This window comes from Neorhizobium descurainiae, from assembly GCF_051400715.1.
Lineage (GTDB): Bacteria > Pseudomonadota > Alphaproteobacteria > Rhizobiales > Rhizobiaceae > Neorhizobium.
In genome coordinates, this window is sequence record NZ_JBLFFK010000001.1 from 539,804 (window position 1) to 553,308 (window position 13,505).

Consider the following 13,505-nt stretch of genomic DNA (forward strand, 5'->3'; position numbering starts at 1 on the left):
CTCCCATCGGCACACTGACAAGAGAAGCAGCTTAGCGGCTTAAAGCTTGGTTGGTTGCGGCAGGTTGTGCCGGCTCGACAACCGCACGCGCTTATCTATGATCGAAATTGTTCAAGAGCAGAAGCAGCATGCTCCGAGGCCAGCCGGAGCATCGGTGAAGATAGGCTTCACCGACTTAGGCAAAAGCCTTGCTCTCGAACCGGAGGTGATGCGATGTGGCGACCACTGAGCATTACGGTATCAGTTAGGAAAAACCGGATGGGCTGGTCCATAGCAATCCGGTTTATCTTCTTAGCTAGATAGCAAAGGAGGGCAGAGCGTCAACTCTGCCCTCCACTCCGGAAATATACTCTCCCATCAGCGAAGTGACAAGAGAAACGCGCCCTTACGGGTTGATCTTCGGCGGCTCGCCGAAGTTCGGCATGGCGGGCGGAGCCGGCTGGCCCGGCTGGGCCGGCGCGCCGTCGATCGGCGGAAGGCCGAAGTTCGGCATCTGGCTGCCTCCGCCATTGCCGAAGCCAGGTATCTCTATCTTGATCGAATTCAAGTCCACATCGGGGCCCTTGTCCAGCCAGTAGGTGACGGACTCGGGCCAGAAGATGATGATCGCGACCAGGATGAGCTGCATGCAGAGCCATGGAATGGCGCCGATGTAGATGTCCTTCGTCTTGACGCTCTTCGGCGCGATCGAGCGGAGATAGAACAGCGCGAAGCCGAAGGGCGGGTGCATGAAGCTGGTCTGCATGTTGACGCAGAGCAGCACGCCGAACCAGATCAGGTCGATCCCAAGCGATTGTGCGACGGGCGCCAGCATCGGCAGGACGATGAAGGCGATCTCGAAGAAATCGAGGAAGAAGGCCAGGAAGAAGATAAAGATGTTGACGAAGATGAGGAAGCCGACCGCGCCGCCCGGGACGTGGCTGAGCAGGTATTCGATCCATAGGCCGCCGTCCATGCCCTGGAAGACGAGGCTGAAGCAGGTGGCGCCGACCAGGATGAAGACCACCATGGAGGTGATCGTCATGGTCGAATGCATGCCCTGACGGATGAGATCCCAGGTGAGGCGGCGATGCAGGGCCGCAAGCGCCATCGCGCCGACGACCCCGAGGGCGCCGGCTTCCGTCGGGGTCGCCAGGCCCATGAAGATGGTGCCGAGCACGAGGAAGATCAGCACGATCGAAGGGATCATGCCCCAGAGGACCTTGATGATCAGCGCGGCGTTCAGCTCGCCGCGGGCTTCCGGCGGCAGCGGCGGTACGTCCTTCGGCCGGAGGATCGACAGGCCGAGGATGAAGAGCATGAAGATGGTGACCTGGAGGATCGAGGGGCCGATCGCGCCGAGATACATGTCGCCGACGGAGCGGCCGAGCTGGTCGGCGAGCACGATCAGCACGAGGGAGGGCGGAATGACCTGGGTGATCGTGCCGGAGGCGGCGATGACGCCGGTGGCGAGCCGCGGATTATAACCGTATTTCAACATGATCGGCAGCGAGATCACGCCCATGGTGATGACCGAGGCCGCGACCGTGCCGGTGATGGCGCCGAGGATCGCGCCGACCAGGATGACCGCATAGGCAAGGCCGCCGGGAATGGCGCCGAACAGCTTGCCGGTCCCCTCCAGCAGGTCCTCCGCCAGGCCGCAGCGCTCCAGCACCGCGCCCATGAAGGTGAAGAAGGGAATGGCGAGCAGGAGATCGTTCGAGACGATCCCGAAGATGCGAAACGGCAGCGCCTGCAGGAAGGCGAATTCGAAATGCCCCGTGGCGATGCCGAGAAGGCCGAAGAAGAGGCCGACGGCGGAAAGCGAGAACGCGACCGGGAACCCGTAGAGCATGAAGATGATCATGCCCAGGAACATTGCCGGCGGCATTATACCGTATTCGAACATGAGCTGTGTATCCCCCAGGAATTATTGTTATTGCAGCGGCTTTTCATAGGTCGTATCGACCCGGAGGATGCCCATGAGGCCGGCGATGCGCTTCACGAGTTCGGAGAAGCCCTGCAGTGCCAGGAGAGCGAAGCCTGCGACGATGACGAGCTTGACCGGCCAGCGGATGAGGCCGCCGGCGTTCGACGACACTTCGCCCTGCGCATAGGAGAGCGTGAAGAAGGGCCAGGACAGCCAGGCGAGATAGAGGCAGGCCGGGATAAGGAAGACGATCAGGCCGATCGCGTCGATCCAGAGGCGGGTCTTATCCGAAACCGCGCCGTAGATCAGGTCGACGCGCACATGTTCGTTGAGCCTCAACGTGTGCGAGGCGCCGAGCAGCACGATGAAGGCGAAGAGGTACCACTGGATTTCAAGCCACCCGTTCGAGCTGTAGTTGAAAAGATAGCGGATGCAGGCGTTGCCGGCGCTGATGAGGCAACAGGCGAGAACGAGATATCCCGAAAATTTGCCAATGATTTCACTGACACGGTCGATAAGACCGCTTAACTTCAATAATACAGCCATAGTTTCCCCGATTCAAAACGGGTCTCCTTATCTCCCGCCCGTTCTGGAAAGGCGGTGTAAACCAAGGTCTGAGAAAAGGAAAGTCCTAATAAACCGGGTTTTCACCCGTAAAAAGCCGGGTTCGCAGGGGATCTGCCGAGGCCGGCGAATAGCTCTCGCCAAGGGCAATCGGAGAGGCTCCTGAAAAATTTTCATTATGCCGTTTGGAATTTATTGAGCAAATTCTCAACTACCCCCCTATGTCGGGGGGTAGGGCAAATTGGAACAAGCAATTCTTAAAGGGTTTTCCTCACTGTCGGCCGGAACCAAAGGGATGAACCCGATGAAAGAGATCGAAGCGAGGACGTTGCCGACGGATGTCTATCTGTCGTTCGTCACGTCGCTGTTTGGCAATCGCGGCACGCTTTTCACGGGAATGGTCGTCCATATCCTGTCGTGCCTGCTGATTTCCAGCAATACGGGTTCTCTTTTCTATCTCCTGCTGGTTGCGGTTTTCATCTCCGTCTTCGGTTATCGGCTCTACTGGTTTCACCGGTTCGACAAGGCCAGCAAGGCCTCGCTGACGCGCGCGGAGATCGAAGTCTGGGAAGTCCGCTATGTCTACGGCGCAGCGACCACCGCCCTGATCCTCGGTGTGGCGAGCGGCTACGCCGTGCTGGTCCTGCAGAACATGTTTGCGGCCTTCCTCTGGATCGCGGTCACCATGGCTTCCATGGTTTCGATCGTCGGCCGCAATTACGGCTCGCGGCTCGCGGTGGAGCTGCAGACGCTCGGCTGTTGCGTTCCCATTATCCTCGGCTGTCTCTTCACCGGCGATATCTACCTGATAATCATGTCGCTGTTCCTCATCCCCTTCGGCCTGACGACGCAGTCCATGGCCGCCGGCGTGCGGGAATTCTTTTACGAGAATGTCAAGGCTTCGCAGGAAGTGGCCCTGCTTGCGGGTCGTCTCGACACGGCGCTGGCGACGATGGCGCACGGGCTCGTCATGCTGGACGGCGAGGGGAGGGTTCAGGTCGCCAACCGCCGCGCCTATGAGCTCCTGGGGCTCGATTCGGGGAAGGATATCAAGGACAGCGCATTCGTCTCCGTCCTGGAGGAAAGCGCGCGTTTGCCGTCGGCCGCCATCCTGGCGAAGATCGGCCAGCTCGCGGACGGCAGGCTCGACCGGGCACTCTTGAGCTTCGGTGACCGGCTGCACATGGAATTCTCCGCCAGCCCGCGCGCCGACGGCGGCGTCGTGCTGATCTTCGAGGACGTCAGCGCCCGCGTCGCGGCCGAGGAGAAGGTTCTGCACATGGTGCGGTTCGACGACCTGACCGGGCTGCCGAACCGCGGGCATTTCGCCACGCTGGCGGCGGAGAAGGTGCGCGGCCGCGGTGAAGCGCTGGCCGCACTTGCCGTCTTCGACGTCGACGGTTTCAAGCATGTCAACGACATGCGCGGCCATGTGGTGGGCGACCGGCTGCTTGCGGCGATCGCGGCCAGGTTCTCCGCGCTCACGACGGAGACTATGCTGACCGGGCGCCTGATCGGCGACGAGTTCGTCCTGCTGCTTCTCGGCGACAGAGACGGTTTCGAACTGGAGCGGCAGGTTCGCGATGTCCATGCGAAAATCCAGGGCGACTATCAGATCGAAGGCATCCGTCTTGCCGTTTCGATGAACAGCGGCTGCGTCATCCTGCCCTCGCAGGATTTCGACATGCAGAACTGGCAGATCAAGGCGGACCTCGCCCTCAACGACGCGAAATCGAAAGGCAACGGCACGCTGACCGTCTTCCGCCCGGAAATGGACGCCCAGTATATCGAGGAGCAGAGGCTACGCGCCGACCTTCGCCTGGCGGTCGAGAACCACGGCCTGCATGTCCTCTACCAGCCCATGTACCGTCCGGACGGTTCCGCCATCGAATGCAGCGAGGCCCTGGTACGCTGGCGCCATTCCGAGCGCGGCGTGGTCGGCCCGAACATCTTCATCCCGATGGCGGAAGATATGGGCCTCGTCTCCCATATCACGCGTTTCGTCATCGACCAGGCCTGCCGCGATTGCGCCGCATGGCCCGAACCGATGGCGGTCTCCGTCAATCTCTCGATCCAGGACCTGCGCAACGACGAGATCGTCGGCTATGTGGCGGATGTGCTGAAGCGCCATTCGCTCGATCCTTCCAGGCTGCATCTGGAGGTGACGGAGAGCTGTTTCATGGACGAGCCGGTGGCGGTGAGCGCCATTCTCAACCAGTTCCGGGCGACCGGCGTCACGATCGCCATTGACGATTTCGGCACAGGGTTCTCGAGCCTCAGCTATCTCGATTCCCTGCCGCTCGACGTGGTCAAGATCGACCGGGCGTTCATCCGCAATATCGGCGAGGACCAGCGCAAGCTGAAGCTCCTGCGCGGCACCGTCCACCTGTCGCGGGAACTCGGCCTGAAGATCGTCGTGGAAGGCGTGGAGACCAGGGAGCAGCTCGCGCTCATCAATCGCCACCGGCTCGCCGACCTCGTTCAGGGTTACGTGTTTTCCACGCCGGTCGGTGCCGACAGGATCACCGAGCTCGCGGCCGAGAGCGCCGGCAAGCTTTCCGCGGCGCGGCGCGGCGCGAAGAACCCTCCGAACCCGCCCCTCACCGCGGTCGTCCGCTGAGAAAATCTGCCCATTTTTCAATCAGAGGCCAACCGAATCTGCATATGAAAAAGCATCGTTAACCATTTGTTAACCATAATATTTAGAAGTTTATTAATTTTATTCATGTCTGTTGCGGGGTCCCCGCTTTGTAGGGTTAATCCTTGGTTAAAGCCATGGAACAACCCGATGCCAAACGATAAGACCTTTTCAGACGAAGACTTTTCCAGCAGGCTCCTGGCAACCTTGGATCGCGTCGAATACCGGCGGATCGAGAGCCACGAGGATTTCGAGGATATCGCCCGCCTCCGCTTCAGGGCCTACAAGGCACGCGGCGTCCTTCCCGTCGCCGCCAGCAGCATGCTCGACAAGATCGATTTCGACGACCACGCCTATGTTTTCGGCGTCTACTATTACGAAGAGCTGGTAAGCACGATACGTGTCCACCACGTCACCGCGAACCATCGCGTATGCCAGTCGAGCGGAATCTTTCCGGACGCCGTCGACGCGTTTCTCGATGCCGGCATGACGCTCGTGGATCCGGCACGCTTCGCCGCCGATCCCGGCATCATCGACGAACTGCCCGCCATTCCCTATCTGACGCTGAGACCAACCGTCATGGCGGCCATCCATTTCGATGCCGACAGGGTCCTGCAGCATATCCGTCCCGCTCATGCCGCCTTCTACCGGCGGGTGTTCGCCGCCGACATCGTCGTTGCGCGGAGAATGGCGGATGTGTACGGGTTCGATCTGACCCTGCTCGCGTCGCGGGCGCGCGACGTGCGTCCGGTCTTGATGAGGCGGTTTCCGATTTTTCGTTCCGAAGCCTTCGAGCGGCGGCTGATGTTCGAGCGCTCTTCGCGCTTCGATATGCCGCCGCTCACCATTCTGCCGACGGCCAGGCTCGCCGGCCGCCCCACGTCAGCCGAAATGGCCTATGTAACGTGATAGAGCTGGCGTACCGGAGGGGGGCTCTGCCGGCATTGCGCTTTCCCACCGCTTTGTGTAAGGCCTGAAGAGACGTTCGTCGTGCTGCTCCAGGCATGATTCCGGATGTCGGCAAGGGGTTTTCCCGCGCGCGGATGCCGCAGATCCTGCGGGTTGCGCGCGGCTGTTTCAAGGAGACGGGACTGATGGACAATCACCATAGCGGGCCGGTGGAAACGGGCGCTTCCATGGACTATGCGGAACATGAAAAGACCTACAACATGTTCCTCGCCGGCGCAAAATGGGGCACGATGATCATCGTCGTGCTGATGATCGCGATGGCCGCCGGCTTCTTCGGAGGCGTGGGCTTCATCGGCAGCTTCATCCTCTTCATCATTCTCACCGTCGCCGGCGCTTTCCTGCTGCGCTGATCCCGGCACGCCAGTTCCATCACTGGCATGAGGCGGGGCGAACCTTTTCGCCCTCCTGCGATATCGACTGGGAGGAGGCAACCTTTGGCGAAAATCGTTTTCATAAGCCGCGAAGGTTCGGAAGAACCGCGCGTATCCGCATCTCCCGAGACAGTCAAGCGGCTCGCCGCGCTCGGCTTTTCGGTGCTCGTCGAGAGCGGGGCCGGGCTGGCGTCCGGCATCCCGGACGGCGACTTCCAGGCAGCCGGCGCACGGATCGGCAAGGCCGCCGATGCCGGCACGGCGGATATCGTGCTCAGGGTCAACCGGCCGACGGCGGCGGAAATCGCCTCGTACAAATCCGGCGCGGTTATCTTTGCGGTGATGGACCCCTATGGCAACGAAGCGGCACTGGCCGCCATGGCCACGGCCGGGCTGACGACCTTCGCCATGGAGCTTATGCCGCGCATCACCCGCGCCCAGTCCATGGACGTGCTTTCCAGCCAGGCGAACCTCGCCGGCTACCGCGCCGTCATCGACGCCTCCCATGAATACGGCCGGGCGCTGCCGATGATGATGACGGCGGCCGGCACGGTTCCCGCCGCCAAGGTCTTCGTCATGGGCGCCGGCGTGGCCGGCCTGCAGGCGATCGCCACCGCCCGCCGCCTCGGCGCCGTCGTCTCCGCGACCGACGTGCGTCCTGCCGCCAAGGAGCAGGTCGCCTCGCTCGGCGCAAAATTCATCGCCGTCGAAGACGAGGAGTTCAAGGCGGCCGAAACCGCGGCGGGTTACGCCAAGCCGATGTCGGAAGCCTATCAGGCCAAGCAGGCGGCGCTGGTTGCCGAGCATATCGCCAAGCAGGACATCGTCATCACCACCGCGCTGATCCCCGGCCGGCCGGCGCCGCGGCTCGTTTCGCGCGCCATGCTCGCCTCGATGAAGCCGGGTTCGGTGGCGGTCGATCTCGCCGTCGAGCGCGGCGGCAATATCGAGGGCTCGGAAAAGGGCAAGGTGGCAACGGTCGAGGGCGTCGCCGTCATCGGTTACGCCAATGTCGCTGGCCGCATCGCCGCGTCCGCGTCGGCGCTCTATGCCCGCAACCTCTACGCCTTCATCGAGACCATGGTGGACAAGGGCACCAAGGAATTTTCCGTCAATGCCGAGGACGAGCTGGTCAAGGCGACGATGCTGACCCACGGCGGCGCTGTCGTGCATCCGTCCTTTGCCGCGGCTGCAGCCGCCCCGCCGGCAGAAACAGCGGCGGGAAGACCGGCCGCCAAGGCCAAACCGGTCAAGCCCGTCAAGACGGCGGCCGAGCCCGCCAGGACCGTCAAGGCTGCCGCCAAGCCGCGCAGGAAATCTGCAGCAGATGGTGCCGCAGCGAGCGCAAGCGCCGCGGCGGATGATACGCCCGCAACGAGCGCAAGCGCCGGCAAAACGAGCGCAGGCGCCGTCAAAACGAGCGCAGGCGCCGTCAAGAAGGAGGAGCTTTGATGGCCAGTGAAGCTATGGACAAGGCGCTGGAACAGCTCGACCAGGCCGTCAACGCGGTCATTGCCGCAGCCGCCCAGGCGCCCGAGGCCGCGAGCGCCGCGGCCCATGGGGTTTCCGGCGGGGCGATCGATCCTTTCGTCTTCCGGTTCGCGATCTTCGTTCTGTCGATCTTCGTCGGCTATTACGTCGTCTGGTCGGTGACGCCGGCGCTGCATACGCCGCTGATGGCGGTCACCAACGCCATCTCGTCGGTCATCGTCGTCGGCGCGCTGCTTGCTGTCGGCGTTTCGGCGGCCGGCTTTGCGACCGGCTTCGGCTTCATCGCGCTGGTGCTCGTGTCGGTGAACATCTTCGGCGGGTTCCTGGTGACCAGCCGGATGCTCGCCATGTACAAGAAAAAAGACCGCTGAGGGGGTTCTGGGGGGAATTATGTCGCAGAATCTCGCAGCTTTTCTCTATCTCGTCTCCGGCGTGCTGTTCATCATGGCGCTCAGGGGGCTTTCGCATCCGACCACCAGCCGCAAGGGCAATGTCTACGGCATGGTCGGCATGGGCATCGCCATCGGCACGACGCTCCTGCTCGCCACGCCGAATTTCGGCGGCTTCGTCCTGATCGTGCTGGCGCTCGCGATCGGCGGCGGAGCGGGGGCCTATATCGCCCGCACCATTCCGATGACGGCGATGCCGCAGCTCGTCGCCGCCTTCCACTCGCTGGTCGGCCTGGCCGCCGTCATGGTGGCGGCCGCGGCGCTCTACGCGCCGCATTCCTTCGGCATCGGCGAGATCGGCGAAATCCACGGCCAGGCGCTCGTGGAAATGGCGCTCGGCGCGGCGATCGGCGCGATCACCTTCACCGGTTCGGTCATCGCCTTCCTGAAACTCGACGGGCGCATGTCCGGCAAGCCGATCATGCTGCCCTACCGGCATGCCATCAATATCGGCCTGCTGGTGCTGACGGTGGTTTTTGTCGTCGGCCTGGTGCAGACCGAAAGCCACATGGATTTCTGGCTGATCGTCGCGCTGGCGTTGGCGCTCGGCGTGCTGATCATCATCCCGATCGGCGGCGCCGACATGCCGGTCGTCGTGTCGATGCTGAATTCCTATTCCGGCTGGGCAGCCGCCGGCATCGGGTTCACGCTCGGCAACTTGGCGCTGATCATCACCGGCGCTCTGGTCGGCTCGTCCGGTGCGATCCTGTCCTACATCATGTGCAAGGGCATGAACCGCTCCTTCATCTCCGTCATCCTCGGCGGCTTCGGCGGCGAGACGGCCTCGGCCGGCGCCGACGACGGCGTACAGCGGACGGTCAAGCAGGGCTCGGCCGACGACGCGGCCTTCCTGATGGCCAATGCGGAAAAGGTCATCATCGTGCCGGGCTACGGCATGGCGGTCGCGCAGGCGCAGCATGCGCTGCGAGAGCTTGCCGATACGCTCAAGGAAAAGGGCGTCGAGGTGAAATACGCGATCCATCCGGTCGCGGGTCGCATGCCGGGCCATATGAACGTGCTGCTCGCCGAAGCGAACGTGCCCTATGACGAGGTCTTCGAGCTGGAAGACATCAACGCCGAGTTCGCCCAGGCCGACGTCGCCTACGTCATCGGCGCCAACGACGTCACCAATCCGGCGGCGCGCGACGACAAGTCCTCGCCGATCTACGGCATGCCGATCCTCGACGTGGACAAGGCCAAGACCTGCCTCTTCGTCAAGCGCTCGCTCGGCTCCGGCTATGCCGGCATCGACAACACGCTCTTCTACAAGGACGGCACGATGATGCTGCTCGGCGACGCCAAGAAGATGACGGAAGACATCGTCAAGGCCATGAAGCACTGAGTTCGGCGACGTAGCGAATAGCGAGTGGCGAGTAGAGGCCCGGCGATGCCGGGCTCAGACTGCGGACAAAGGTTCGAAAAACTCTGATCGTCATGCTCGGGCTTGTCCCGAGCATCTGCAAACCGTTGACGTTTATAGATCCTCGGCACAAGGCCGAGGATGACGCCGAGCAAGAAGCGAGGTTTGTCATCAAGCTGAGCCCGGCGATGCCGGGCTTTTTTCGTGGAAGGGGACATGTTAGATATACATCCTGGAAATGTTTATCCAGGATGGTTCCATGCGGGTTTCCAAATGGGGCAACAGTCTCGCGGTCCGGTTGCCGGCCGCCGTCGTCGAGGCGCTTGAACTCAAGGAAGGTGACGAGATCCAGATACGGGCAGTCGATGCGCGTGAGTTCGAAGTGGCGCGCAAACCGGACCGGCAGGAACTTCTCGAACGGTTGAGAAAATTCCGCGGCCGCCTTCCCGAGGACTTCGTGTTCGATCGGGACGAGGCGAATGCCCGGTAATTTTTACGATACGAACATCCTCCTCTATCTGGCCTCCGGCGAGGCAGGCAAGGCGGACGCGGCCGAACGCGCCGTCGGCCTGGGCGGTACGATAAGCGTCCAGGTCCTCAACAAATTCGCTCATGTCGCCCGGCGGAAACTGGGCTTTTCATCGGATGAGGTCCATTCGTTCCTTGCTGTTGTCCGCTCGCTCCTGAAGGTCGTGCCTGTGACCTTGGAAATTCATGACAAGGGTCTGGAATTGGCGGAGCGTTTCAACCTCCAGGCCTATGATGCGATGATCGCTGCCGCGGCGCTCTCCGCCGGCTGCGACATATTGTTTTCCGAAGACCTTCAGCACGGAACGCGGATCGAGAGCCTTTCGATCGTCAATCCCTTGCGAAATGTTTTGTGAGGCCGGCTTTGTCGCCGGGCAGGCACCCGGCGCGAGGCAGGCGGTTCCGCAAGCTGTTCAGCTTGCGAGCCTAGGCATGCTGACGATCTTCAGGAAAAGCGTGTTCATCGCTTCCGTGATGCCCTGCGACGGGCTGACTTCGAAGAAATAGCCGGGCGTGGCGCATTCCTGCATGCGCGGGCCGATCTCGTCCTGGAAGGGGCTGATCCACCGCTTCCACCACTTGTCCGTCGGCAGCGGCAGATAGGTCGTGTAAAGCACCGCAATCTTGTAGCCTTTGTCCTTCAGAGCCTTGCAGGCCCTGGTATCGATCGGCTCCTGGCAACGGCTACCCTTCAGTTCCTTGGTGCAGCCATAGGGTTTGGCGCTGTCACCCACGCCATCGGAAACGAAGAAGACGATCTTTTCGGGGCTGGCGGCCGAGAGGCCGGTTCCGGGCGCTCCCATCTTCTCGCCGATATCCTTCAGGGCGCGGTCGAAATTCGTCTGCTGATCGTCGTCGTAGTTCTGGTAGGGAATGGACATCAGGTCGATCAGCGACGCCTTGCTTTTCGCGGCGGCGAGATTGTCGGTCAGGGACGAGACTTCCAGAAGCCTGGTGTCCTCCGCCTTCTCGCCGAATGTATAGACCGCCATGCGGAACTGGTTGGGGCTCTTGCGGGTCTTCACGGCCGTGTCCATCAATGCCGCCGTTGCCTGGGCCACGACGTTGATGCGGATCGTCACGCCAAGCTTCTTGGCGAGATTGTAGTAGCTGTTGGCGCCGTCCTTTATACTATGACAGGCAAAGGCGCATTGGTCCGGCGTGTTGGCGACCATCTTGTCGATGTCGGCGGTCGTGGCGCCCACGCCCATGGACGGCGTGTTGTCGAGGAGCAGGTAGAAGTCCCGGAACGTCTCCGTCTGGAATACCGCCGTCGCCTGGCCGGCCACGGTCATCTCCTGCTTGCCGAGCACCTTCAGCAATGTGGTGGGCACGGTGGCGGAATAGGTGAACACGGCTTTCAGCTGGTTGTCTTGCCGAACGACGCTGGCCTTGCTGCTTTTGAGCGAATAGCCGGTCGCCGCGGCAAGCTGCGCGCTGAAGACCTTTTCGGCATCTTCGATAGCGGCGGCGATCTCGCCGTTGTCAGTCATCTTCATGGCTTCCGCCGCGCCGATCGAACTTTCCGCGACGGCCGCCAGCGCGGCCGCATCGGCGGCGCCCTGAAGCTGGCTCTTGACCGACAAGGCGTCGGTGACGTCGATGGCCAGTCCCGCGACACCAATCAGCGGCACGAGCACGATGGCACTCATGATGCCGAAGTTACCGGATCTGTCGCTCAGGAGTTTCAGAAGCATTCTGCGCCCTTACCTTGGATGGGAGCAGAATAGTTGGAAACAGTAACGCCTTTGTTAGGCGATATAGTTTACGGGCTTTAGTCAAAGCTGCGAGAAATGCATTCCATCACGCTCGCGGGCTGCCGAGAACCCGACATTTCCTTGGTCGCCGTCAGCTCGTCGGCCGGGTGCGGGCTGCGCCGTCGACGGCCGGTTTGTAGTTCGGGTCGAGGCGCACGGCGTGCGAATAGGACCGGTAGGCGCGGGTCTTGTCGCCGCGGCGCTCGTAGACCAGCGCCTGGTTCGCCCAGGATTCGGCGAGCTTGTCGTTGAGCTCGATGGCGTGGTTGAAGTCGGCGAAGGCGTTGTCGTCGTCGTTCAGCGCCACGTAGGAGATGCCGCGGCCGTTATAGGGTTCGGCCGAATTGGGCGAGAGCGAGATCGCCTTGGAGAAATCCTCGATCGCCTGCGCATGCTGGCCGCGCTGCTGATAGATCAGGCCGCGGTTGTGCCAGGCGCGGCCATCGGTCGTTTCAAGCTCGATCGCCTTGGAGAAGTCGTTGAAGGCCTCATCGGTGCGGCCCGCCTGACGGTAGATATTGCCGCGGCCTATATACGCGACGTCGTAGTTCGGGTCGATCTGCAGCGCGCGATTGTAGTCGTTCGCGGCTTCGACCGGCTTGCCCATGTTGCGGTAGACGAGCGCCCGGTTGGCATAGGCCTGGTAGAACTGCGGATTGATCTGGATGGCGCGGTTGAAGTCGTCCAGCGCACGGCGGAATTCGCCGGCGCGGCCGTAAGCCGAACCGCGCACGTTATAGCCTTCCGGATCCTGCGGATTGGCATTGATGACGGAGGAAAGCGAAGCGATGTTTTCTTCCGACCCCTGGGCGCGATCGACCGTGATCGTATCTATGGACGTGGTCGTCGAACAGCCCGCAAGCGCCGTGATCGCGATCAGCGCCGCGGAAAGGACGGCTTTGCCGCGTGTGGGAGAAACGATAGTCGAGAGGCCGGAAATTTGGGTTCCACGAATCAGAACGGCAGTTTTTGCGGCCATCAGGCACTGTTCCTCGTATCGGGCAAAAGCGTTTTTCGTTCTTCCGCATGCCGTTACCCTGAACCGGTTCCCTTTTTCGGGCGGCATGCAGTCGATTCAGGACCAAATCAAAAGAGCGGCGGCGCCCATGTCGCCACCGCCCTGAAAGCACAGGAAAACGTCGAAAAAGCGGCCGATCAACGGCCGGTGCGGGGGCCGGCGATGAGACCTTCGCGCTGAGCGCGCTTGCGGGCCAGCTTGCGGACGCGACGAACAGCTTCTGCTTTTTCGCGCGCGCGCTTCTGCGACGGCTTCTCATAGTAGTCGCGCATCTTCATTTCGCGGAAAATGCCTTCGCGCTGCATCTTCTTCTTGAGAGCGCGGAGCGCCTGATCGACGTTGTTGTCGCGAACTAGTACCTGCACGTGAATCCCGTTCCTTTGGTTGTTTGTCCGCCTGGATCGGTACGATTCGAGGCGAAAAGAATAACGTCCGCCCGGCCTGAAGCCGT

At 61.9% G+C, this 13,505-nt stretch carries 13 protein-coding genes; 8 read left to right on the forward strand and 5 right to left on the reverse strand.

Annotated elements, in window-relative coordinates:
* Positions 1-385 precede the first annotated feature (385 nt).
* Together ACMGE0_RS02540 and ACMGE0_RS02545 are read right to left on the reverse strand one after the other, a co-directional pair.
* Entirely contained in the window at positions 386-1,888 is a 1,503-nt protein-coding gene (locus ACMGE0_RS02540; protein WP_436814281.1) for a TRAP transporter large permease, read from the reverse strand.
* A gap of 27 nt (positions 1,889-1,915) precedes the next feature.
* A complete protein-coding gene (locus tag ACMGE0_RS02545) occupies positions 1,916-2,455 on the reverse strand; it encodes a TRAP transporter small permease subunit (RefSeq protein ID WP_436814282.1) in 540 nt (179 codons plus the stop codon).
* 322 nt (positions 2,456-2,777) lie between these two features.
* On the opposite strand from ACMGE0_RS02545, the gene ACMGE0_RS02550 reads away from it, so the two are divergent.
* The 8 genes from ACMGE0_RS02550 to ACMGE0_RS02585 all read left to right on the forward strand — a co-directional run bounded on the left by ACMGE0_RS02550 (position 2,778) and on the right by ACMGE0_RS02585 (position 10,635).
* Complete coding sequence (locus ACMGE0_RS02550) at positions 2,778-5,093, forward strand: putative bifunctional diguanylate cyclase/phosphodiesterase (protein WP_436814283.1); 2,316 nt, start codon at positions 2,778-2,780, stop codon at positions 5,091-5,093.
* A gap of 168 nt (positions 5,094-5,261) precedes the next feature.
* Entirely contained in the window at positions 5,262-6,020 is a 759-nt protein-coding gene (locus tag ACMGE0_RS02555; protein ID WP_436814284.1) for an N-acyl amino acid synthase FeeM domain-containing protein, read from the forward strand.
* Positions 6,021-6,205: 185 nt separating this feature from the next.
* Positions 6,206-6,430: an aa3-type cytochrome c oxidase subunit IV gene (locus tag ACMGE0_RS02560; RefSeq protein WP_436814285.1), complete on the forward strand. Its 225-nt coding sequence runs from the start codon at positions 6,206-6,208 to the stop codon at positions 6,428-6,430.
* 84 nt (positions 6,431-6,514) lie between these two features.
* A complete protein-coding gene (locus tag ACMGE0_RS02565; protein ID WP_436814286.1) occupies positions 6,515-7,903 on the forward strand; it encodes a Re/Si-specific NAD(P)(+) transhydrogenase subunit alpha in 1,389 nt (462 codons plus the stop codon).
* Positions 7,903-8,313 (forward strand): proton-translocating transhydrogenase family protein, encoded by a 411-nt coding sequence (locus ACMGE0_RS02570; RefSeq protein ID WP_436814287.1) that lies wholly within the window; start codon positions 7,903-7,905, stop codon positions 8,311-8,313. Before ACMGE0_RS02565 ends, ACMGE0_RS02570 begins: the two co-directional genes overlap by 1 nt.
* A gap of 19 nt (positions 8,314-8,332) precedes the next feature.
* Positions 8,333-9,733 (forward strand): NAD(P)(+) transhydrogenase (Re/Si-specific) subunit beta, encoded by a 1,401-nt coding sequence (locus ACMGE0_RS02575; protein WP_436814288.1) that lies wholly within the window; start codon positions 8,333-8,335, stop codon positions 9,731-9,733.
* Between the two features lie 277 nt (positions 9,734-10,010).
* Complete coding sequence (locus tag ACMGE0_RS02580; protein WP_436814289.1) at positions 10,011-10,241, forward strand: AbrB/MazE/SpoVT family DNA-binding domain-containing protein; 231 nt, start codon at positions 10,011-10,013, stop codon at positions 10,239-10,241.
* On the forward strand, positions 10,231-10,635 hold the full coding sequence (locus tag ACMGE0_RS02585; protein WP_436814290.1) for a PIN domain-containing protein: 405 nt from the start codon (positions 10,231-10,233) through the stop codon (positions 10,633-10,635). Before ACMGE0_RS02580 ends, ACMGE0_RS02585 begins: the two co-directional genes overlap by 11 nt.
* Before the next feature lie 57 nt (positions 10,636-10,692).
* Here ACMGE0_RS02585 and ACMGE0_RS02590 read toward each other — a convergent pair whose 3' ends face one another.
* From ACMGE0_RS02590 to rpsU, 3 genes are all read right to left on the reverse strand, one after another.
* On the reverse strand, positions 10,693-11,976 hold the full coding sequence (locus ACMGE0_RS02590) for a TadE/TadG family type IV pilus assembly protein (protein ID WP_436814291.1): 1,284 nt from the start codon (positions 11,974-11,976) through the stop codon (positions 10,693-10,695).
* A 151-nt stretch (positions 11,977-12,127) separates the two neighbouring features.
* Positions 12,128-13,015, reverse strand: coding sequence for a tetratricopeptide repeat protein (locus ACMGE0_RS02595; RefSeq protein ID WP_436814292.1), 888 nt, complete (start codon positions 13,013-13,015; stop codon positions 12,128-12,130).
* Positions 13,016-13,191: 176 nt separating this feature from the next.
* On the reverse strand, positions 13,192-13,419 hold the full coding sequence (rpsU, locus tag ACMGE0_RS02600) for a 30S ribosomal protein S21 (protein WP_436814293.1): 228 nt from the start codon (positions 13,417-13,419) through the stop codon (positions 13,192-13,194).
* Positions 13,420-13,505 lie beyond the last annotated feature (86 nt).

Coding starts and splice junctions, on each gene's coding strand:
- ACMGE0_RS02580 (WP_436814289.1), top strand. CDS start 10,011: ATGCGGGTTTCCAAATGGGGCAACAGTCTCGCGGTCCGGTTGCCGGCC.
- ACMGE0_RS02555 (WP_436814284.1), top strand. CDS start 5,262: ATGCCAAACGATAAGACCTTTTCAGACGAAGACTTTTCCAGCAGGCTC.
- ACMGE0_RS02550 (WP_436814283.1), top strand. CDS start 2,778: ATGAAAGAGATCGAAGCGAGGACGTTGCCGACGGATGTCTATCTGTCG.
- ACMGE0_RS02595 (WP_436814292.1), bottom strand. CDS start 13,015: ATGGCCGCAAAAACTGCCGTTCTGATTCGTGGAACCCAAATTTCCGGC.
- ACMGE0_RS02560 (WP_436814285.1), top strand. CDS start 6,206: ATGGACAATCACCATAGCGGGCCGGTGGAAACGGGCGCTTCCATGGAC.
- ACMGE0_RS02540 (WP_436814281.1), bottom strand. CDS start 1,888: ATGTTCGAATACGGTATAATGCCGCCGGCAATGTTCCTGGGCATGATC.
- ACMGE0_RS02545 (WP_436814282.1), bottom strand. CDS start 2,455: ATGGCTGTATTATTGAAGTTAAGCGGTCTTATCGACCGTGTCAGTGAA.
- ACMGE0_RS02585 (WP_436814290.1), top strand. CDS start 10,231: ATGCCCGGTAATTTTTACGATACGAACATCCTCCTCTATCTGGCCTCC.
- ACMGE0_RS02590 (WP_436814291.1), bottom strand. CDS start 11,976: ATGCTTCTGAAACTCCTGAGCGACAGATCCGGTAACTTCGGCATCATG.
- ACMGE0_RS02570 (WP_436814287.1), top strand. CDS start 7,903: ATGGCCAGTGAAGCTATGGACAAGGCGCTGGAACAGCTCGACCAGGCC.
- ACMGE0_RS02575 (WP_436814288.1), top strand. CDS start 8,333: ATGTCGCAGAATCTCGCAGCTTTTCTCTATCTCGTCTCCGGCGTGCTG.